This window comes from Bradyrhizobium sp. BR2003 (assembly GCF_009720285.1).
GTDB lineage: Bacteria > Pseudomonadota > Alphaproteobacteria > Rhizobiales > Xanthobacteraceae > Bradyrhizobium > Bradyrhizobium elkanii.
This window is the reverse complement of record NZ_SMYJ01000042.1, coordinates 18,302-38,501: the sequence shown is the minus strand read 5'-3', so window position 1 is coordinate 38,501 and position 20,200 is coordinate 18,302. Positions and strand designations below refer to the sequence as shown.

The 20,200-nt window shown below is 64.8% G+C and carries 20 protein-coding genes; 9 read left to right on the top strand and 11 right to left on the bottom strand.

The genetic code is table 11. The features are described from left to right. Positions 1 to 295 precede the first annotated feature (295 nt). Both E2I15_RS33890 and E2I15_RS33885 read right to left on the bottom strand, forming a co-directional pair. On the bottom strand, positions 296 to 1,165 hold the full coding sequence (locus tag E2I15_RS33890; protein ID WP_137483256.1) for a patatin-like phospholipase family protein: 870 nt from the start codon (positions 1,163 to 1,165) through the stop codon (positions 296 to 298). A gap of 158 nt (positions 1,166 to 1,323) precedes the next feature. Then, complete coding sequence (locus tag E2I15_RS33885; protein ID WP_024581583.1) at positions 1,324 to 2,097, bottom strand: ferredoxin--NADP reductase; 774 nt, start codon at positions 2,095 to 2,097, stop codon at positions 1,324 to 1,326. Between the two features lie 297 nt (positions 2,098 to 2,394). On the opposite strand from E2I15_RS33885, the gene E2I15_RS33880 reads away from it, so the two are divergent. After that, a complete protein-coding gene (locus tag E2I15_RS33880) occupies positions 2,395 to 3,330 on the top strand; it encodes an ATP-grasp domain-containing protein (RefSeq protein WP_137483255.1) in 936 nt (311 codons plus the stop codon). Between the two features lie 62 nt (positions 3,331 to 3,392). On the opposite strand, the gene E2I15_RS33875 is transcribed toward E2I15_RS33880, so the two are convergent. Both E2I15_RS33875 and E2I15_RS33870 read right to left on the bottom strand, forming a co-directional pair. Further along, positions 3,393 to 3,593: a hypothetical protein gene (locus E2I15_RS33875; RefSeq protein ID WP_137483254.1), complete on the bottom strand. Its 201-nt coding sequence runs from the start codon at positions 3,591 to 3,593 to the stop codon at positions 3,393 to 3,395. Between the two features lie 20 nt (positions 3,594 to 3,613). Then, positions 3,614 to 3,970 carry a response regulator gene (locus tag E2I15_RS33870; protein ID WP_137483253.1) on the bottom strand — a complete coding sequence of 119 codons (357 nt, stop codon included), beginning with the start codon at positions 3,968 to 3,970 and terminating at the stop codon, positions 3,614 to 3,616. 214 nt (positions 3,971 to 4,184) lie between these two features. Here E2I15_RS33870 and E2I15_RS33865 point away from each other — a divergent pair, with 214 nt between their 5' ends. Beyond that, positions 4,185 to 4,442 carry a hypothetical protein gene (locus E2I15_RS33865; RefSeq protein ID WP_155262720.1) on the top strand — a complete coding sequence of 86 codons (258 nt, stop codon included), beginning with the start codon at positions 4,185 to 4,187 and terminating at the stop codon, positions 4,440 to 4,442. A gap of 345 nt (positions 4,443 to 4,787) precedes the next feature. After that, positions 4,788 to 5,015 (top strand): hypothetical protein, encoded by a 228-nt coding sequence (locus tag E2I15_RS33860; RefSeq protein ID WP_137483252.1) that lies wholly within the window; start codon positions 4,788 to 4,790, stop codon positions 5,013 to 5,015. A 156-nt stretch (positions 5,016 to 5,171) separates the two neighbouring features. On the opposite strand, the gene E2I15_RS33855 is transcribed toward E2I15_RS33860, so the two are convergent. Together E2I15_RS33855 and E2I15_RS33850 are read right to left on the bottom strand one after the other, a co-directional pair. Further along, entirely contained in the window at positions 5,172 to 6,128 is a 957-nt protein-coding gene (locus E2I15_RS33855) for an amino acid ABC transporter substrate-binding protein (protein WP_137483251.1), read from the bottom strand. Between the two features lie 12 nt (positions 6,129 to 6,140). Further along, positions 6,141 to 7,430 (bottom strand): dicarboxylate/amino acid:cation symporter, encoded by a 1,290-nt coding sequence (locus tag E2I15_RS33850; protein ID WP_137483250.1) that lies wholly within the window; start codon positions 7,428 to 7,430, stop codon positions 6,141 to 6,143. Positions 7,431 to 7,647: 217 nt separating this feature from the next. Between E2I15_RS33850 and E2I15_RS33845 the strand changes: the two genes are divergently transcribed. Further along, complete coding sequence (locus tag E2I15_RS33845; RefSeq protein ID WP_137483249.1) at positions 7,648 to 8,649, top strand: NADP-dependent oxidoreductase; 1,002 nt, start codon at positions 7,648 to 7,650, stop codon at positions 8,647 to 8,649. A 143-nt stretch (positions 8,650 to 8,792) separates the two neighbouring features. On the opposite strand, the gene E2I15_RS33840 is transcribed toward E2I15_RS33845, so the two are convergent. Both E2I15_RS33840 and E2I15_RS33835 read right to left on the bottom strand, forming a co-directional pair. Further along, positions 8,793 to 11,963 (bottom strand): efflux RND transporter permease subunit, encoded by a 3,171-nt coding sequence (locus E2I15_RS33840; RefSeq protein ID WP_137483248.1) that lies wholly within the window; start codon positions 11,961 to 11,963, stop codon positions 8,793 to 8,795. Between the two features lie 12 nt (positions 11,964 to 11,975). Then, the gene (locus E2I15_RS33835; protein WP_137483247.1) at positions 11,976 to 13,133 is read right to left on the bottom strand and encodes an efflux RND transporter periplasmic adaptor subunit; all 1,158 of its coding nucleotides are present in this window, start codon (positions 13,131 to 13,133) and stop codon (positions 11,976 to 11,978) included. A gap of 247 nt (positions 13,134 to 13,380) precedes the next feature. Here E2I15_RS33835 and E2I15_RS33830 point away from each other — a divergent pair, with 247 nt between their 5' ends. The 5 genes from E2I15_RS33830 to E2I15_RS33810 all read left to right on the top strand — a co-directional run bounded on the left by E2I15_RS33830 (position 13,381) and on the right by E2I15_RS33810 (position 17,601). Continuing rightward, a complete protein-coding gene (locus E2I15_RS33830; RefSeq protein ID WP_137483246.1) occupies positions 13,381 to 14,169 on the top strand; it encodes a cysteine rich repeat-containing protein in 789 nt (262 codons plus the stop codon). 39 nt (positions 14,170 to 14,208) lie between these two features. After that, positions 14,209 to 14,430, top strand: coding sequence for a cysteine rich repeat-containing protein (locus E2I15_RS33825; RefSeq protein ID WP_137483245.1), 222 nt, complete (start codon positions 14,209 to 14,211; stop codon positions 14,428 to 14,430). A gap of 105 nt (positions 14,431 to 14,535) precedes the next feature. Further along, positions 14,536 to 14,748: a hypothetical protein gene (locus E2I15_RS33820; protein WP_137483244.1), complete on the top strand. Its 213-nt coding sequence runs from the start codon at positions 14,536 to 14,538 to the stop codon at positions 14,746 to 14,748. 115 nt (positions 14,749 to 14,863) lie between these two features. Then, positions 14,864 to 15,994: an FAD-dependent monooxygenase gene (locus E2I15_RS33815; RefSeq protein WP_137483243.1), complete on the top strand. Its 1,131-nt coding sequence runs from the start codon at positions 14,864 to 14,866 to the stop codon at positions 15,992 to 15,994. Next, positions 15,991 to 17,601, top strand: a complete 1,611-nt coding sequence (locus tag E2I15_RS33810; RefSeq protein WP_155262718.1) for a benzoate-CoA ligase family protein — start codon at positions 15,991 to 15,993, stop codon at positions 17,599 to 17,601. Before E2I15_RS33815 ends, E2I15_RS33810 begins: the two co-directional genes overlap by 4 nt. A gap of 246 nt (positions 17,602 to 17,847) precedes the next feature. On the opposite strand, the gene E2I15_RS33805 is transcribed toward E2I15_RS33810, so the two are convergent. Genes E2I15_RS33805 through maiA form a run of 3 tightly spaced genes read right to left on the bottom strand, consistent with a single transcriptional unit; the run spans position 17,848 to position 20,166 of the window. Beyond that, the gene (locus E2I15_RS33805; RefSeq protein WP_137483242.1) at positions 17,848 to 19,032 is read right to left on the bottom strand and encodes a 3-hydroxybenzoate 6-monooxygenase; all 1,185 of its coding nucleotides are present in this window, start codon (positions 19,030 to 19,032) and stop codon (positions 17,848 to 17,850) included. Further along, on the bottom strand, positions 19,032 to 19,544 hold the full coding sequence (locus E2I15_RS33800) for a MarR family winged helix-turn-helix transcriptional regulator (protein WP_137483241.1): 513 nt from the start codon (positions 19,542 to 19,544) through the stop codon (positions 19,032 to 19,034). Before E2I15_RS33800 ends, E2I15_RS33805 begins: the two co-directional genes overlap by 1 nt. Continuing rightward, on the bottom strand, positions 19,534 to 20,166 hold the full coding sequence (gene maiA, locus E2I15_RS33795; protein ID WP_137483240.1) for a maleylacetoacetate isomerase: 633 nt from the start codon (positions 20,164 to 20,166) through the stop codon (positions 19,534 to 19,536). The genes E2I15_RS33800 and maiA overlap by 11 nt, the downstream gene beginning before the upstream one ends. Positions 20,167 to 20,200 lie beyond the last annotated feature (34 nt).

The window sequence follows — 20,200 nt, the reverse complement described above, 5'->3', positions numbered from 1 at the left end:
GCGACTGCCCGACGACGTGTCCCATCAAGCCCTCCGAATCAGCCTCTCCCTCCAAAATCCAGCATCACAGCGTGGTTTTTGCACGGCCTGGAAAGCAGGGACCCATAACCGCGAATGCCAATTGTTGGGCCCCGCTGGAACCACGGGTCCCTTTCAACAAGGTCGGCCGCGGCGTATGGGTCCCTGATTTCGCAGGGACGACCATGAGGATGGTTCTCGATTCAAGGCGTCACACCACGCGGTGCCGCGCATGTGAGTGCGCTTGCCGGGGAGATGAGGAGAATGCACCGTTCGCCTAATGCTCGTGCGGGTGCAATTCGTGCGGGATATGCCCGGGCTTCAGGCCGTCGCCGTCAAGCCAGGCGTTGGTGGTGTCGAGCGCCCGGGTGATGTGATCCGACGTCCGCGAGAAATCGTAGGGCGAGCCAACCAGCGGGCAGAGCGGCGGCACCACGAAATACTCGACATCGGGCCCGATGTTCTCGAGCTCGTTGACGAGCTGCCGCGCGATCAGGAGCGTCAGCGCATGCAGCGCGTTGGCGAGCGCGCCGACCGGCGGCGCCTGGTTGGCGCAGGCATGCCCGGTCGGCAGCACGATCAGGCGCTTGGCGCCGTGCCTGACCGCGACGCGAACCGGCGTGTTGCTGGAGATCGCGCCGTCGGCCAGGAAGTGATCGCGGTAATGCACCGGCGTGAACGCGCCGGGGATCGCGGTCGATGCGACGATCGCCTCCGCGGTCGGGCCTTCCGACAGCACCACGCTGGCGCCGCTGATGATGTCTGTGGTGACGATGTGGATCGGGATCCGTGCATCCTCGAGATTGCGGAATGGGATGTAGTCGTCGATCAGCTTGCGGACGCCGTCATGCGGGATCAGGAAGTCGCGCCGCCACAGGAAGCTCACCAGCGTGCGCCAGGTCACCGGAAACACGTCCTGACGGTTGAGGCCGCGCCAGATCTCGGCCAGCCGCGCGACGCCCGAGACCGTCGGGTCGCCGGCATAGAACGCGCCGTTCAGTGCGCCGACGCTGGAGCCGACCACCATGTCGGCGACCACGCCATGCGCGGCCAGCGCCTGCAGCATGCCGACCTGGATCGCGCCAAAGCTGCCGCCGCCGGCAAACACAAAGGCGGTCTTCGGTGCATCCGGATCGGTGATGGACAAGGTGCTGCTCCCAGATCGCCGCGTTCGGGCAACGGCCGCGCGGCGTTGGGGAATTTATAGCAGCGTGGCAATGGTGCGCACCACAAACACCATCGTCGTCCTGGCCTAGTGCGCAATTGCGCACAGGGGGCCGGGACGACAACTGAAGCGCGGCGGCCTTAGCGCTCGACGAACGCCTTCTCGATCACGAAGTGACCGGGGGTATTGCCGCTGCCTTCCTTGAAGCCGCGCGTCTCGAACAGCTGCTTCAGCTCTTCCAGCATCGCCGGGCTACCGCACATCATGATGCGGTCGGTCTCGATGTCGAGTGGACCCTGATGCAGATCGGTGAACAGCTGGTTGGAGGTGATCAGATCGGTGATGCGGCCGCGGTTGCGGAACGGCTCGCGCGTCACGGTCGGGTAGTACGAGAGCTTCTCGGACAGCAGCGGCCCGAACAATTCGTCGTCGCGCAGCTTGGCGACCAGCTCTTCGCCATAGGCGAGCTCGGAGACCTGGCGGCAGCCATGCACCAGCAGGATCTGATCGTAGCGATCATAGACCTCGGGGTCCTTGATCAGGCTGGCGAACGGCGCGAGGCCGGTGCCGGTCGACAGCAGCATCAGCCGCTTGCCGGGAATCAGGTTGTCGGTGATCAGCGTGCCGGTCGCCTTGCGGCCGACCAGAATGGTGTCGCCCTCGCGGATCTTCTGCAGCTTCGAGGTGAGCGGGCCGTCCTGCACCTTGATCGAGAAGAACTCAAGCTCTTCCTCGTGATTGGCGCTCGCCATCGAATAGGCGCGCAACAGCGGCCTTCCGTCGACCTCGAGGCCGATCATGGCAAACTGCCCGTTCTGGAAGCGGAAACCGGAATCGCGGGTCGCCCGGAAGCTGAAAAGCGTATCGGTCCAATGCTGAACGGAAAGAACTTTCTCTCGATAGAACGCGCTCATGGGTTTTCGTTTTCTCGACTGACCAGAATTAGAATGGTTTGATTTTTAGGCTGCCTCGGACGACGCGGAAGTGCCCGAAATCACTGAAGATCTCGCGTGTCCATCGCGCCGATGCATGAGATAGTCAAGATCAACTGGCGTGCAATTGCGATCTCAGAATGGCAGTCGTTCGATTTCGCGCAGAGGTTCAACCGCGACATCGTTAACACGTGGCGCTGCACGTAATTTACTTGCTGAGATCGGCGCCGATCTGGCAATTAATTGCTGCGAAAACCGCGACGAAGGAAAAATGATCTCGTGGTCCTGATCAGCCAGCGAATCTTCCTGGAAACCATCAAAAAATATTGTTTGGCGCACGCGATTGCCGTCGAGGTGCGGTCCGGCGGCTGGCTGGTCACCATGACCAAGGGCAATGCGCGGCGGCTCGCGATCGGCTACGACGTCGGGCTGAACAGCGCGGTCGCGCATCAGGTCGCCAACGACAAATCGGCCTGCGCGGACGTGCTGACATCGGCCGGCGTCCCCGTCATTCCGCACACCCTGTTTCTGGGCGCGAAGCTCAGCAAGCACATCCCGGGATCGGACTCGCTGGACGCGATGCAGCGTCTGCTCGAGCAGCATCCGCAGGGGCTCGTCATCAAGCCCAATGAGGGGACCTCCGGCGAACTCGTCTTCCGCGTGGCCACGCGAACGCAGCTGGAGACGGCGGTTGCGCGCATCCTTGCCGCGCATCCAAGTCTTGCCATCTCGCCCTACGCCGAGATCGCGGACGAGGTGCGCGTCGTGCTGCTCGATGCGCGCGCGCTGATCGTCTACGGCAAGACGCGCCCGTCGGTGGTTGGCGACGGCGTCCAGTCGCTGCGCGCGCTGGCGCAGGCGGGCGCGACGGCCGAGCAACTCAAGACCATCACCGAGGATTTCGATGCCGCCGCGCTCGACGCCGTTCCGCCCGCCGGCGAACAGCTCCTGCTCAACTGGCGGCACAACCTCGATGCCGGCGCGGAGCCCGTGCTGCTCGCCGATGGCGCGACGCGCGAGGCCTGCGTGGCGCTCGCGGTCAGGGCCGCGCAAGCCGTCGGCATCCGCTTCGCCTCGATCGACGTCGTGCGCACGGAGGGCGCGTGGCAAATCCTCGAGGTGAATTCCGGGGTGAAGATGGAAGCGCTGGCGCGCCGGCATCCGGCGCTGGTCGAGGCGGCCTATTCGGCGGCGCTCGACGAAGTGTTCGCGTAAGGAGCGTCTCCCCGCCCGATGACGCGGGCTCGCCGGCGCGATCCTGCACCGAGAGCGCCCGATCAGGCTTGCGGGTGCTCCTTTTCATGGGCGGCGACGATCAATTCCGATTGCTCGATCTGTGCCGTGAGACGGTCGATCTCGGCTTGCGTCTCCGGAAACACGTCACCCCCCGCCGTATTTCCGGATTGCAATTCCGCGATCAGTTCCCGGTTCTTCGCAATCTGCTCCCGGTGCCAATCGATTTCGGGATCGTCTTGCATGGGTCACCCGTCGGCGAGAATTACGACGCCAGCTCCCGCAGCAGCGTGGGGGGATAAACCGGCTTCTCGAAAAACTTGACGCCCTCGGGCAGCGCGCTGTCCGGGGGCCGGCCCGAGATGACAAGAACGCGCACGCCCGGGTCGCAATCGAGGGCCAAACGCGCAAGCTCGACGCCATCCATTTTGCCCGTGAGCTTGATGTCGGTGACCACCAGCGACGGATGACGCATCTTGATGGCGAGCGCTGCCGTCTCGGCGTCTTCGCACTGGATGACGTCGAAATGACCTTCCTGCAACAACAGCGCAATCATGTCGCGCTGGATCGTGTCGTCTTCAACAACAACGGCTATTTGTCGAATTGGCCTCGCGTATCCCATGGCAACCTCCAAACAACCAACCAAAATTAACGAATGAGGATGTTTATGGTTCTGGTTCCCGCTTCATGAGGGACTGCTCCGGCGGACCTTTGCAGGTTCCGTGCGGAACAACTTTGGAGGTTTCAGCGTCATTGATAACGACGCGCCGGACGAGCCGAATGGTTCGGGCCTGAGCAAGGGAATTCTTGCGAGATAGTGCCAGGAGGCAAAGTTCATGAAGGACGCTGTGCAGTCGGATCAGGATTCTTGCGAACCCTACGGGGCTGACGTGAAGGCCGGCGCAACAAGCTATGCGTCCTCTCGACAATCGATCGAGGATCAGGCGCTTAAACGCCCCGCGCTCGCCAAGCAGCCCAGGATGCAGCACGAGACGACCGATCCGCTTCGCGCTCGCCTGCCGCACGACGTCGTTTCCGAAATGGAAGCAGAGCTGAAGCAACAGATCGATCGACTTGTCGCCGAACGACATTAGCCGCTGAAGCGACGAGCTCGCCGACTTCAACAGCCGAATCTTGCCTGCCGATGATGCTCCAGAGATCGCGGCGCGTGGACACCCGAAGGAAGATCCCGCCGGATCGATGGAGCTTTGATGGGAGCGATTGGAGCGATTCTTGGGCGCGCGATTTTCCAGGTCATGGTTGTTCTGGCGGCGGTCGGCATCGTTGCCCTCGCATGCATGGCGGTTCGCGGCGGCTGACGCGGGGGCCGTGGTGCGGCTGGCACCGAAGCTCTGGCCGTCATTTTGGTCGATTCAGCGCCTTGCTCATCCCGCGCAAGGGAGTAGGCTTCCGCGTATTGATTGATCCGGATACAGATTATGCGCAAACTTCTTTTGAGCCTTCTCGCACTCGCGGCGTTCGCCGCCGCCTTCAACCCTCCGGCCGCCAACGCCGTGTTCTGGCGCGGCGTCACGGCCCCGACGAATATCGACATCCACGGCTACCCGATCATCAAGGAGCCGCCTCCGAGCACATGCCAGCTGATCCATGTGAACGGATACTGGGTCCGGCAGTGCCTGGATTTGTCGCGCCGCTATTGGCGATGAACGACGCCCCGCCGGAACGGTCGACCTCTCCCGCGAGGGAGAGGTCGAACGTCGTGGCTAAAGCATGATCAGGAAAAGTGCGAAGCGGCTTTCCGAAAAGATCATGCTCAAACGAGGAGCTAAAGCGCGATGACGATTCAACCTAATCACATCGCGCTAGTTCGACCCGCCCGGTGAATCGTCGAGCGCCTTGAAGGCCTCCTCGAGCTGCGGCGACAGCGCGACGTTGAGCTTCTCTCCTGTCGGCAGCCGGGCGACGAACCATTTGTTGTAGAGCGGGACGATGTCGCGGTTCGAGGCGAGCCTGCGGAACGCGCGCTCGACCACGTCCTTCATCTGCGGCTCGCCCTTGCGGTACATGATGCCGTAGGGATCGTAGGACAGGTAGTCGCCGGTGACGCGGAATTTGTCCTGCGACTTGTGCCGCGCGATCAGGCCGTAGAGCAGGATGTCGTCGGTCGCGAACGCATCCGCCTTGCCGTCCACCAGCATCTGGTAGGACTGCTCGTGGTCGGGCGCCGTGACGATGTTGAGGCCGAGCTTTTGCTTGGCGTCGACATTGTGCATCGCCTGCTCGTTGGTGGTGCCCTTGGTCACCACCACCGTCTTGCCCTTGAGGTCGGCGACCTGGGTGACCCCCGAGGCCTTCGGCACCATCAGCTTGGTGCCGGCCACGAACATCAGCGGCGAGAACGCGACCAGCTTGCCGCGCTCGGCATTGGCCGTGGTCGATCCGCATTCGAGGTCGATCTTCTTGTCGACGACCGCCGGAATGCGGTCGTCGGAGGTGACCTTGACGTAGTCGACCTTGAGATTGGCGTCGTCGACCTCGGTCCCGATCTCCTCGACGATCGCATCGCACAGCTCGAGGCTGTAACCGATCGGCCGGTTGGAGTGGTCGAGGAACGAGAACGGCGGCGAGCTTTCGCGATAGCCGATCCGCACCGTGTGCGTGGCCTTGATGTTGGCGAGCGTGGGGCTGAGCCCCTCGCCCGCCGGCTGTGCGGAGGCCGGTGCGGCGAGCAGGCTTGCCGCAAGCAGACACGCTGACAGCAGGCACGACGACAGCAGAGGCGCCTCAGCCCGTATCGGCCTCCAGCGGACGCGATGCATGCATCCCTCCCCTCAATGGCCGGCCATCACGGCGCCGGGCACCGCATCCTGCGGCACCGCGTCGTCGGGCCCGAGCTCGTGCTCGGCCTTCAGCTCGCCCTCCCACTTCGCGACCACGGCGGTCGCCAGCGAGTTGCCGATCACGTTGGTGGCGCTGCGGCCCATGTCGAGGAAGGTGTCGATGCCCATGATCATCAGCAGGCCCGCCTCGGGGATGTTGAACTGCGCCAGCGTCGAGGCGATCACCACGAGCGAGGCCCGCGGCACGCCGGCGACGCCCTTCGAGGTGATCATCAGCGTCGCCAGCATCGCGAGCTGCGTGCCGACCGACATCTCGATATGGTAGGTCTGCGCGATGAAGATGCTCGCGAAGGTGCAGTACATCATCGTGCCGTCGAGGTTGAAGGAATAGCCGAGCGGCAGCACGAAGGCCGAGATGCGCGAGGAGGCGCCGAACCTGTTCAGCCCCTCCAGCGTCTTCGGATAGGCCGCCTCCGACGAGGCGGTGGAGAACGCGATCATCAGCGGCTCGCGGATCAGCCGCAAGAGATGGCTGTAGCGCGGCCCGATCACGATGAACCCGACGACGACCAGGATGCCCCACAGGATCAGGAGCGAGAGATAGAAGCCGCCCATGAAGACGATGAGCTTCCAGAGCACGCCGAGGCCGTTCTTCGAGACGGTCGCCATGATCGCGGCCCACACCGCGAGCGGCGCGAACAGCATCACATAGCCGGTGACCTTGAGCATGATGTGCGCGAGGTCGTCGATCAGGCTCATGATCGGCTTGGCCCGTTCAGGCATCGCGCCGAGCGCAACCGCGAAGAACACCGCGAACACGACGATCTGCAGAATCTCGTTCTGCGCCATCGCGTCCGCGATCGAGGTCGGGATCAGATGGGTGAGGAATTTCTCGATCGAGAACGCCGACACCGGCAGGCCGGTCGACTGGGCCTTGTCGGGCAGCGTGCCGGGGAAGTTGGCGCCGGGCTGCAGCAGGTTGACCATCACGAGGCCGAGCAGCAGCGAGACGAAGGAGGCGGAGACGAACCAACCCATGGTCTTGGCGAAGATGCGGCCGAGCTTGGCGCCGCTTCCCATATGGGCGATGCCGCCGACGAGAGTCGCGAAAACCAGCGGCGCGATGATCATCTTGATCAGGCGCAGGAACAGCATCGCGATCAGGTTGACGTCTGCTGCGATCTCGACACGGCTGTCAGGAAAGTAATTGAAGACAATCGTCCCCATCGCGATGCCAAGGACCATCGCAATCAGGATATACTGCGTAAACCTGCTGGACATTCTCTTACCCCCGTAAGTTCCCGGCGAAAGGCAAGTGTGGCAGATTTACGCAGCTACGCAACACGCTTCGCGTCCGGCGCGACTTTGCCGAAACGTTCCCGTTGTGGAATGCCAGCGCGCGGATTAGCGTTCATGCAGCGCACAATCTGTGCAAGGCGCTGCGCGTGCCGCAGTCAATTGCATGCGAAACGACCAACGCGAGGGGGAGACATTGCCAATGAACGACACCATCAATCGCCAGATCCTGCTTGTCGAAAAGCCGACCGGCAAGCTTGGCCCCGAGCATTTTCGTCTGACCAAGGGGACGATCCCCTCACCGAAGGACGGCGAGGCGCTGGTGCGGACGCGCTACATCTCGCTCGATGCCGCCAACCGTGCCTGGATGCACGGCGCCACTTACCGCGCGGCGGTGGAAGCCAACACCGTGATGGCCGGCGGCAGCATCGCCGAGGTGATCTCGTCGAAGGATCCTAGCCTGAAGCCCGGCGATCTCGTGTTCGGCGACACCGGCTGGCAGGATTATGCCGCCGTGCCCGCCAAGCACCTGGCGAAGATGCCGAAGCTCGAGCCGATGACGCACCTGCTCAGCGTCTACGGCGTTGCCGGCCTGACCGCCTATTTCGGCCTGCTCCATGTCGGCAAGCCCAGGGAAGGCGAGACCGTGGTGGTGTCGGCGGCCGCGGGCTCGGTCGGCTCGATCGTCGGCCAGATCGCCAGGATCAAGGGCTGCCGCGTCGTCGGCATCGCCGGCGGCAAGGACAAGTGCCATTGGCTGACGAGCGAGCTCGGCTTCGACGCCGCGGTCGACTACAAGGACGGCGCCACCTACAAGGCGCTGCGCGCGGCGGCGCCCAAGGGCATCGACGTCTATTTCGACAATGTCGGCGGCGACATTCTGGAAGCCTGCCTGGCGCAGATGAACAATCGCGGCCGGATCGCCTGCTGCGGCGCGATCTCGCAATATGACGGCGTCCCCTCCGCGCACGGCCCGCGCGGCGTGCCCGGCCTGATCGTGGTGAAGCGGCTGATCATGCAAGGCTTCATCGTGATGGACTACATGGACCAGCGCGATGCCGCGCTCGCCGACCTGCAGTCCTGGGTCGCCTCGGGCAAGCTCAAGGTGCAGGAGGACGTCATCGACGGGATCGAGAACACGCCGCAGGCGCTGATCGGCCTGCTCGCCGGCGAAAACCGCGGCAAGCGCATGGTGAAGGTGTAGGCGGTGTTACCTCTCCCCGCTTGCGGGGAGAGGTCGGATTGCGGAGCAATCCGGGTGAGGGGGTACAGGTCTCACAATTCGCACCGCCTGACGGAGAGAGCCCCTCACCCCAACCCTCTCTCCGCAAGAGCGGGGCGAGGCAATCAATGCGCCGTGCCTGACGCCTGCGGAGCGGCTTGCGGCGCGGCGGTCTTGCCCTTCTTCGCCTTGCGCCAGTTCTCGAAACTCTGCACCACGACGAAGAACGCCGGCACGAACAGCACGGCGAGGCAGGTCGAGGCGATCATGCCGGAGAACACGGTGATGCCGATCGACTTGCGGGCGTTGGCACCGGCACCGGTCGCGATCACCAGCGGCAGCACGCCGAGGATGAAGGCAAACGACGTCATCAGGATCGGCCGGAATCTCGCGCGCGCCGCGTCGATGGCCGAATCCAGCACCGACCGCCCGTCGCGCAGATGGCGCTCGAGCGCGACCTCGACGATCAGGATCGCGTTCTTGGCCGACAGCGCGATCAGCAGGATGGTGCCGATCTGGGTGTAGAGGTTGTTCTCGATATTCAGGCTCAGCAGCACCAGCGTCGGGCCGAGCAGCGACAGCGGCACGGCCAGGATCACCGAGATCGGCGCGTACCAGCTCTCATATTGCCCGGCGAGCACGAGATAGACCAGCAGCAGCGCCAGCGCGAACACATAGTAGATCTGGCTGCCGACCTCCTTCTCCTGGTACGACATCGCCGTCCACTCGAAGCCCGAGCCGGGCGGCAGCGTCCTTGTCGCGATCTCCTCCATCAACGCCATCGACTGGCCGGACGAGTAACCCTGCGCCGGCAGCCCGATGATGGAGGCGGACGGATAGAGGTTGTAGAGGCTGATCAGCGACGGGCCGATCGAGGGCGTGATCCTGGCGACCGTGCCAAGCGGGATCATGTCGCCGTTGCTGTTGCGCACCATCATGTTCTCGATGTCGCGCAGGCTCAGGCGGTACTGTGCCTCGGCCTGGGTATAGACCTGGAAGGTGCGGCCGAACTTGGTGAACTGGTTGACGTAGCTGGCGCCGAGATAGGACGACAGCGCCGCGAAGATCTGGTCGGGGGTGACGTGCAGGGTCTGCGTCTTGATGCGATCGACGTCGACGTCGAACTGCGGCACCATCGAGCGGAACGACGACTGGACCCGCTGCAGCGCGCTCTGGGTCTGCGCATTGGCCACGATCGCGCCGGTGACCGCCTGCAGCTTGCCGTAGTCGGCATTGCCGTCGCGCAGCTCGACCTGCATGGCAAAGCCGGCGGCGTTGCCGATGCCCTGGATCGGCGGCGGCGGGATCACCAGGATGCGTGCCTCCGGGATCACCGCGAGCTTGTCGTTGAGCCCGTAGACCAGCGAGCGCAGATCCTCGCCCGGCCCGCGCGCGCTCCAATCCTTCAGGATCAGATAGGCGACGCCGGCATTGGCGAGGCTCGAGGAGTTGTCGAGCGCGGAGATGCCGGCGATGCTGACCACCTGGTCGACGCCGGGGGTCTTGCCGGCGATCCTGGTGACCTCGTCGAGCACGTGCTGGGTGCGGTCGAGGGCCGCGCCGTCGGGCAATTGCACCGCGGCGAGCAGATAGCCCTGGTCCTCGATCGGAATGAAGCCGGTCGGCACCCGCGACAGGCCGTAGCCGGCAAGCCCGATGATGACAAGCGCAACGGCGACCGAGGTCTTGGCATGCCCGGCGATGCCGCTGACCAGCCGAGTGTAGCCGCGCTCCAGCCGGTCATAGACCGCGTTGAAGCCGCGATAGAAGAAGTTGCGCTGCTCGGGCGGAGCGGGAGGACGCAGCCATAGCGCGCATTGTGTCGGCTTCAGCGTCGCGGCATTGACGGCGCTGAGCAGCGCGGTGGCGGCGATCACCAGCGCGAATTGCGCGTACATCCGCCCGGTCAGCCCGGGCAGGAACGCCGCCGGCAAGAACACCGAGATCAAGACCAGCGTGATGCCGACGATCGGCGCGAACAATTCGTCCATCGCCTTGATCGCGGCGTCGTGGCCCGACATGCCGCGCTCGATATTGTGCGCCGCGCCCTCGACCACGACGATGGCGTCGTCGACCACGATGCCGATCGCCAGCACGATCGCAAATAGCGTCGAGAGGTTGATGGTGAAGCCGAGCGCGGCCATGGCGGCGAACGCGCCGATGATCGTGACCGGCACGGTGGTCGCCGGCACCAGCATCGCCCGCCAGTCCTGCAGGAAGACCAGGATCACGACCAGCACCAGGAGGCCGGCCTCGAACAGGGTCTTGTAAACCTCCTCGATCGAGGCGTTGACGAATTTGGTGGTGTCGAACGGCGTGTCGTATTTGATGTCCTGCGGGAACTGCTTGGCGAGCTCCGCCATCTTCTTCTCGACGGCCTTCTCGACCTGCAAGGCATTGGCGCCCGGCGACTGGAACACGCCGATGCCGGTCGCGGGCTTCTGGTTCAGCGAGAAGATCTGGCTGTAGGTCTGCGCGCCGAGCTCGACCCAGCCGACGTCGCGGACCCGGGTGACGTCGCCGACATTGCCTGTCTTGACGATGATGTCCTCGAACTGGCTCTTGTCGTCGAGGCGGCCGTTGACGTTCAGCGTGTACTGGAACGCCTGCCCCGCCGGCGTCGGCGGCGCGCCGACCTGGCCGGCGGTGACCTGCTGGCTCTGCTGCTGGATCGCCTGGATGACGTCCTGCGGCACCAGCCCGCGCACCTGCAGCTTGTTCGGATCGAGCCAGACCCGCATCGAATATTGCCCGGCGCCGAACACCGTGACGTTGCCGACACCCGGAAGGCGCGACAGCTCGTCCCGGATGTTGATGGTGGCGTAGTTCGACAGGAACAGGCTGTCATAGGTCTTGTTCGGCGAGGTCAGCGTCACGAACAGCAGGATCGAGGTCGACCGCTTCTGGACAGTGACGCCCTGGTTCTGCACCGAGGTCGGCAGCTGCGACAGCGCGCTGGAGACACGGTTCTGCACCAGCACCTGCGCGAAGTTGAGATCGGTGCCGATCTTGAAGGTCACCGTCAGCGTATAGGTGCCGTCGGCGCCGCTGTAGGACTGCATGTACAGCATGTCCTCGACGCCGTTGACCTGCTGCTCGATCGGCAGCGCCACGGTGTCGACCACGGTCTTGGCCGAAGCGCCGGGATAGCGCGTCGTCACCTGCACCGTCGGCGGCACCACGTCGGGATATTGCGCGACCGCGAGATTGTACAGCGCCACGCCGCCGATCAGGATCATCAGGATCGCGATGACGTTGGAAAGGACCGGGCGCTCGATGAAGAATTTCGAGATCATGGCGCGTGCGTCCTATTTGGCGGCTGTCGGCGCCGCATCGGCCTTCTGCACCTGCGGATCGACCTTCTGCCCGGGAATCGCGCGCAGCAATCCGGCGGTCACGATGCGGTCATCCGGCTTGAGGCCGCTCTCGATCACGCGCAGCCCCTCATCGAGCGGGCCGGTCGTCACCTTGCGCTGCTCGACCACGTTCTCGGCATTGACGGCCAGCACGTAGCGGCCGGCCTGGTCGCTGCCGATCGCAACGTCAGGCACCAGCAGCGCGTTGTCCTGCTTTTCGAACGGCACGCGAACGCGGACATAGAAGCCGGGCAGCAAGGTCCGGTCCGGATTTGCGAACACGCCGCGAACCGCGAGCGTCCCGGTCGACTGGTTGAGGGTCGGCGAGATGTAATCAAGCTTGCCCTTGTGCGGATAGCCGGTCTCGGTCTGCAGGCCGACCTCGACCGGCAACTGCCTGAGTTCGTTGACCGTCAGGCCGCGACGGCGCGCTTCATCCCGCACCCGCTGCACGTCCTGTTCGTTGACGTTGAAATTCACATAGATCGGGTCGAGCTGCACGATGGTGGCGAGCTGGGTGGGCGACGCCACGCCGACCAGTTCGCCGACCGAGACCAGGTGATTGCTGACGATGCCGTCGAACGGCGCGGCGACATTGGTGTAGCCGTAGTTGACCGCGGCGATCTTGGTATTGACCTGGGCCTGCTGCAGGCTGGCCTGGGCGTTGTCACGGGTCGAGGTCGAGGTATCAAGGGTCGCCTGCGAGACCGCCTGCCGCTGCACCAGATCGGTCTGCCGCTTGAAGTCGAGTTCGGCCTGCTTCAGCGTCGCCTGCGCGCCGACCTCTGCGGCCTGCGCCTGTTCCAGCTTCAGCTTGTAGGTCTCCGGCTCGATCGTGAACAGCGTGGTCCCCGCCTTCACGAAGGAACCGTCCTGATAGTTGATCGCCTGCAGGAAGCCCTGCACGCGCGCGACCAGATCGACGGTCTGGATCGGCGCGGTGTTTCCGGTTGCGTCCAGATAGCGCGTGATGGCGCGCTGCACCGGCGGCGCAACCTCGACCTTGGGCGGCGGCGGTGCAACAAAACTGTTTTGCTCGCAGGCGCTTAAACTGACGAAGGCCGATACGACGAACGCGATGCGCGCAAGCGGTGCATTTCGCAGCCGCACAAAACTGCTCCGACCGAAATGTGCCGACGCGCGCGCATACCTCATTTCCGAGCCTCGATTCAAATGACTAAATTCAAAGATCTCGTGACGGGCAAAAAATCCGCCTGCTTCATCCATAGCAACAATCCGCTTGCAGCGGAACTCGAAAGCGAAAATGATGTCGCGCCGAGGTTGCTACAACAAGATTTTTTCAGATCTCAGTTCAGTTGAGCCGGACGCATCCGGCGCGACCAGAGGATTTATTCAGATGATCAATGCGTTGACACGAGCAACGAAGCTGTCCGCATGTCTTGCGCTTGCGGCATTCATGAGCACCGCACCGGTCTTGTCGCAGGCGCCGACGCAGGCGCAGCGCGACGCCATCAAGTCGCAATGTCGCAACGACTACATCGCCCACTGCTCCAGCGTAACGCCGGGCGGCGAAGCCTCGCTGCAATGTCTGCAGAAGAACATGGCGAGCCTCGGCCCGGGCTGCGCCAGCGCGGTGAAGGCCGTCGAAGCGCCAGCCACCGCACCGAAGGCAGACTCTGCGCCCGCGGCGGCCAAGACCGAAGCTGCTGCTGCGGCAACAGCCAAGCCTGCCACCGAAGCCGCCGCACCGAAGGCGGCCGGGACGCCGTCCAACGTGCAGATCTCCGCGATCCGCAGCGCATGCCGCTCCGATTATCCCAAGGTATGCGCGGGCGTGCCGACCGGCGGCGCGCCGGCGCTGCAGTGCCTCGAAAAGAACAAGGGCAAGCTGTCGCCGGCCTGCGAGAAGGCCGTGGCCGCCGCTGGTGGCGGTGGCGCCGCGCCGGCCGCGGGCGCTGCGGCGACGACGGCAGCACCGGCCGCGGCCCCGGCCGTGATCGCGTTGCGGCCGCTGCGGCCGCGCGAAGAGCTGCTCGTGCTGCGCTCGGCCTGCGGCGCCGACGTCCGCTCGATCTGTGGCGGCGTCCAGCCGGGCGGCGGGCGGATCGTGCAGTGCCTCGCGACCAATGCCGGCTCGCTGTCGCCGGCGTGCCGCGACGTGCTGGCGCCGTTCGCGGCGCGGTAATCCTGTTGTCACACGATCGACCGGAAAAGGGAGCGATCAATGCTGCGCATTATCCTGACCGCCGCGCTGCTCTGCGGCGCAACCGCCGTTTACGCCCAGGAGCTGACATCAGCGCAACGCGACGCCTGCATGAGTGATTACGAGAAGTTTTGCAAAAGCGTGACGCCCGGCGGCGGCCGCATCATCGCCTGTCTCGCCAAGCAGAGCGACAAGCTGGCGCCCGCCTGCAAGAAGGTGCTGGCGGAAGCGGAAAAGAAGTAGCCCCGCGAGCGGTGAGACGACATGTGCCCGGCGATCGCCGGGGCACGAAGCCGTAGCAGCTTGTTGTCACCCATGGGCCAATCCTATCTCGGGAGAGGGAATTTCATGCGTTCAATATTGCTGATCGCCGCAGCCCTGCTGTTCTTTGCCGCGACCATGACCTTTGAGTCCTCCGACGCCAACGCGGTCGTTTGCGCGCGCGGCGTCTATCGCGCCGGCTGCGCCGGTCCCAACGGTGCGGTCGTCGCCCGCAAACCCGTCGCCGCCGGCTGCCGCTGGGTGTGGGTCGACGGGGTCAAGGTCCGCCGCTGCTACTGAGACTTTCAGCCCCAGGCGGCTAGTCGCCGCGCGCATTTTCCCTCTGGCGTTCCCGCCAGAGGGCGATTACTCTGGAGCCAAATTGTAAGTACACTGTCAATCCGGGAGGCGGACGTTGCGAATCGCCGTGATCGGCGGAGGGCCCGGCGGGCTCTATTTCGCCTATCTCTGGAAGAAGCGTCATCCCGACGCCGAGATCGACCTGTTCGAGCAGAACGCCGCCGGCGCCACCTGGGGCTTCGGCGTGGTGTTCTCCGAACAGGCGCCGGACTTCCTGCGCGCCGACGACCCCGAAACGGTCGACGCCATCGCCCCGCGTATGGAGAGCTGGAAGAACATCACCCTCAATCTGCGCGGCGAGAGCGTCGAGATCGACGGCGTCGGGTTCTCCTCGATCGGCCGGCTGGCGCTGCTGACGATCCTGCAAGAGCGCGTCCGCAGCACAGGCGTCACGCCGCGCTTCGACACTGTGGTGCAGTCGGTCGACCAGTTCGCAGGTTACGACCTGATCGTCGCCGCCGACGGGCTGAACTCGATGGTCCGCCGCGGCTATGAGACCGCCTTCGGCGCGTCGGTCTCGCAGTCCTCAAACAAATTCGCCTGGTACGGCACCACGAAAACCTTCGCGACGCTGTCGCAGACCTTCGTGGCGACCGAGCGCGGCAGCTTCAACGCCCATCACTATCGCTATGCGAACGACATGAGCACCTTCCTGGTCGAATGCGACGCTGCGACCTGGGCGGCCTACGGCTTCGCCGACAAGAGCATCGAGGAGTCGCAGGCGATTTGCGAAGACGTATTCGCCGCGACGCTGGACGGCCACCGGCTGATCTCGAACAAATCGGTGTGGCGCAATTTCCCGTGGATCTGGAACGAGCGCTGGTCGCACGGCAACATGGTGCTGATCGGCGACGCCCTGCATTCGGCGCATTTCTCGATCGGCTCGGGCACGCGGCTTGCGATCGAGGATGCGATCGCGCTGACCAAGGCGCTGGAGACCGAGAGCGGCATCGCCGCCGCGCTTGCCCGCTACGAGAGCGAGCGCAAGCCGGTCGTGAAGAAGCTCGTCACCGCGGCGCGGACGAGTGCCGACTGGTACGAGCATTTCCCCGTGCACATGAAGCTCGATCTGATGGATTTCGCCTACAGCTACATCACCCGCTCCGGCCGGATCGACGACGCGCGGCTGCGCGCGATGTCGCCCGCCTTCATGGCCCGCTACGCAGCCGCAAAGGGACAATCATGACCGGGATCGCCGACCAGGTTCCGCTGGACAATCCCGGTGCGCGCGAGATCGGCTTTACGATCCCCGAACGCTACAATGCGAGCCGCATCCTGTTCGACAATCTCGGCAACGGGAATGCCGAGCGCCTGGCGCTGACCGGCCCGGCCGGCACGCGGACCTATCGCGAGCTCTGCACTGAGGCCGCGCGCTGGGGCCACGCCTTGCGGTCGCTCGGGCTGCAGCGCGGCGACCGCGTCCTGCTGTTCCTCGACGACACGCCGGCCTACCCCGCGGCATTCTTCGGCGCGGTGCGCGCCGGCTTCGTGCCGCTCTTGATCAACACGTTGACGACGCCCGAGCTGCTGCAATTCTACCTGTCCGACGCCGGCGCGCAGGTCGCCGTCACCGATGCGGAATTCTGCGCGCGCTTCAACGCGGACGCCTGCAAGGACACGCCGCTGCGTACGCTGCTGGTGGTCAATGGCGCCGCCGGCGATCACGCGGCTCCGGAAACGCGCGAGGCCGGCGACTGGCTGCAAGGATTTCCGATCGAACTCGACGCGGCCGACACGCACCGCAACGAGATGGCGTTCTGGATGTATTCGTCGGGGTCAACCGGCCGGCCCAAGGGCATCGTGCATCTGCAGCACGACATGGCCTATAGCGAGCGCGCCTTTGCCCGCAATGTGCTGAAGCTTTCGCCCGGTGACATCTGCTTCTCGGTGCCGAAGATCTTCTTCGCCTACGGTTTTGGCAATTCGATCACGTTTCCCTTCTCGGTCGGCGCGGCAACGCTGCTGCTGCCGGGCCAGCCGAAGCCGGCCGCGATCTTCGCGGCGATCGGACAATATCGCCCGACCGTGTTCTTCGGCCTGCCGACGCTCTACATATCCCTCACCAAGGCCGAAGGCGCCGACACTGCCGATTTCTCCTCGCTGCGGATGGCGGTCTCGGCCGCCGAGGTGCTGTCGGCCGATGTATTCAACGGCTGGAAACGGCTCACCGGGCTCGAGATCATCGAAGGCCTCGGCTCGACCGAAGTGCTGCACGTCTATCTCAGCAACCGCGCGGAGCGAAAGAAGCTCGGCGCCGCCGGCCTGCGCGTGCCCGGCTACGAGATCATGCTGCGCGACAGCGATGGCCGCGAGGTCGGCGACAATGAGGAAGGCATCTTGTGGGTGCGCGGCGATTCCGCGACCCCATTGTACTGGAACCGGCCGGACAAGACCGCCGAGACCGTGCGCGAGGACGGCTGGATCTACACCGGCGACCGATTCATGCGCGACAGCGAGGGCTTCCACTTCTTCCGCGGCCGCGCCGACGATCTGATCAAGATCTCCGGCCAGTGGGTCTATCCGCTCGAGGTCGAGCTCTGCCTCGCCGATCACCCCGACGTCCGCGAATGCGCCGTCTACGCCGCCGAATTGCCTGACCGGCGCATGACGCTGCGCGCCGTGGTTGTCATGAACAAGGTCGGCTTCGACACGGCCGAAGCGACGCGGCAGCTACAGGACTACGTCAAGACGAAGCTGCTGCCGTACAAATACCCGCGCGAGGTCAAATTCATCGACGAACTGCCGAAGACCGGCACCGGCAAGATCGACCGGCAGGCGGTGATGCGGATGTGACGCAGCTACGGCGAAGTCTCTGCTATCTCGCCCGGGGCTTACCCCTCTCCCCAACCCTCCCCCGCAAGGGGGGAGGGAGCCTGACTAGCGTGCTCACCTCACCTGCACTCTTCTGCCGTTTCGTTCTGGTCGACATACTGGCACGAACGTAAGGGAAGCACCGGCGGAAGGGTTCCCTCCCCCTTGCGGGGGAGGGTTAGGGAGAGGGGTGTCGCACGGCATGCTCTCTCAACATCCGCGACGCGGCTACGCCTTCAGCCCCGTCCCGCCATATAACCACGCGATATCATCGCACCATTGATCCTGCGACTTCGCGCTCATGATCGCGTTGCGGATGCGGGCGTGCTCGCCCGAGGGATGGTAGACGTGTTCGCCGATCGCGCGTGACATCAGTTGTACGCGGGCAGTGCGCGGAAAGCGTTGCGCGCTGTAGGCTTCGAGCGCCGCTGTCTGGTCATCGTGACTGGCCAGCATGTGCGACAGGCAGACCGCGTCCTCCATCGCCTGGCAGGCGCCCTGCGCGAAATATTGCAGCATCGGATGCGCGGCATCGCCGAGCAGCACCACGCGGCCGTCGATCCACTGCGCATTCGGATCGCGGTCGCACAGCACCCAGAGCTTCCAGTTGGTGCCGTGGCGGATGATGTTCTGTGCCCGCTCATGGACATGGGTAAAACCCTTCATCACCTCGGCTTCGGAGACCGGCTTGCCCGCGACCGGCTCCGGCGCGTCGTTGTGATAGGTGACGACGAGGTTGAACACCTTCCAGCCCGACAGCGGGTAATGCACGATGTGGCATTTCGGGCCGGCCCACAGCGTGGCCGCGTTCCAGCGCAGATCCTCCGGCATCTGCTCGGTCGGAATCACCGAGCGATAGGTGGTGTGGCCGGAGACGCGCGGCGGGCCATCCGCCGTCACCTGCTTGCGGATGTTCGACCACAGCCCGTCGGCGCCAATCAGCAGGCGGCCGGCGATCCGCTCGCCATTGGCGAGCTTTGCCGTCACCGACGAGCCGTCCTGCTCGTAGCCTGTCACCTCGCTCGACACGCGCAGTTCGATCAGCTCGTGATCCTGGCAGGCGCGCAGGAACACGCCGTGCAGATCGCCGCGATGCACGACGGCATAGGGATTGCCGAACCGGGCGCGGAAGGCATCGCCGAGGTCGATATGCGTGATCTCGTCGGCGGTCAGCGCATCCATCAGCCGCAGCTGGTCGATATAGACCGCCATGTTGCGCGCGGCCTCGCCGACGCCGAGATAGTCGAAGGCGTGGAATGCGTTCGGCCCAAGCTGGATGCCGGCACCGATCTCGCCGAGCGCTGAGGCCTTTTCCAGCAGGACCGAGCGGATGCCCTTTTGCGCAAGGCCCAGCGCCACGGCAAGGCCGCCGATGCCACCGCCAGCGATGAGAACCGGCTTGCTGTCCGCCATCAGCCCGATCTCCCCAGATGTTCGAGGGCATCCTCGGCACGCAGCGGCACGCGCGATGCCTCGTTGTTGAGGTCGACAAGCTGGGTCAAGAGCGAGAGAAGCGTCTTGCGGTCGGCCGGCTTCAGCGGCTGCAGCATCCGCGCCTGCGCCTTGTCGACCGAGGGCATGATATCGCTCAGCACGCTAGCGCCGGCCTTGGTGAGGTAGAGCAGCTTGACGCGCTTGTCCTCCGGCGCCGGCTTGCGCACGATGAATTGCTTGGCCTGCAATCGCTCGATCACGTTGCCGAGCGTGGAGCGGTCGAACGCGATCACCGCCGAGAGCCTTGTGGCGTCGATGCCGGGATGGGTCGAGATCGCAACCAGCGCGGCGTATTGCACCGGCGTCAGGTCGAACGCCTTGCACTCCTCGATGAACAGCGCGACCGCGATCTGCTGCATCCGCCGGAACAGATAGCCCGGCGCGGTGTAGACCGCGTCCATCGTGACGGGTGTGGGCTTGCTATTCGGCATCGGGCTGCTTGTCCGGGGCGGCGTCGGCAAACGCCTTGACCTGCTTTGCCGCGGCCTCGGCCTTGAGCAGGCGCGGATAGGCCGACACGTCGACGCCGAAGCGCCGCGCATTGGCGAGCTGCGGCACCAGGCAGAGATCGGCCAGCGTCGGCTGGTCGCCGAAGCAGAACGGCCCGGCCTCACCAGCGATCAGGGTCTCGCAGGCCGACAGGCCCTCGCGATTGGCCCAGGCCGCCCACTCCGTCACCTGCTCCTCAGGCAGGCCGAGCTGACGCAGCCGCGCCAGCACCTTCAGATTCTGCACCGGATGCGTGTCGCAGGCGATCGCCTGCGCGAACGCCCGCACCTTGGCGCGCCGCAGCGGATCGTTCGGCAGCAGCGGCGGATTGGGATTGGTCTCGTCGAGCCATTCGATGATCGCGAGCGACTGGGTGAGGATTGCGCCGGCATCGCTCTCCAGGGTCGGCACCAGCCCCTGCGGATTGATCGCGAGATAGGCCGGCGCGCACTGCTCGCCCTTGCGCAGATGATGCGGCAGATGCTCGGACGTGAGTCCCTTCAGATTGAGGGCGATCCGGACCCGGTAGGACGCGCTGCTGCGGAAATAGCCATGCAGCTTCATCGGAACCTCCCTTGCATTTCCCTATTGGCTAGAG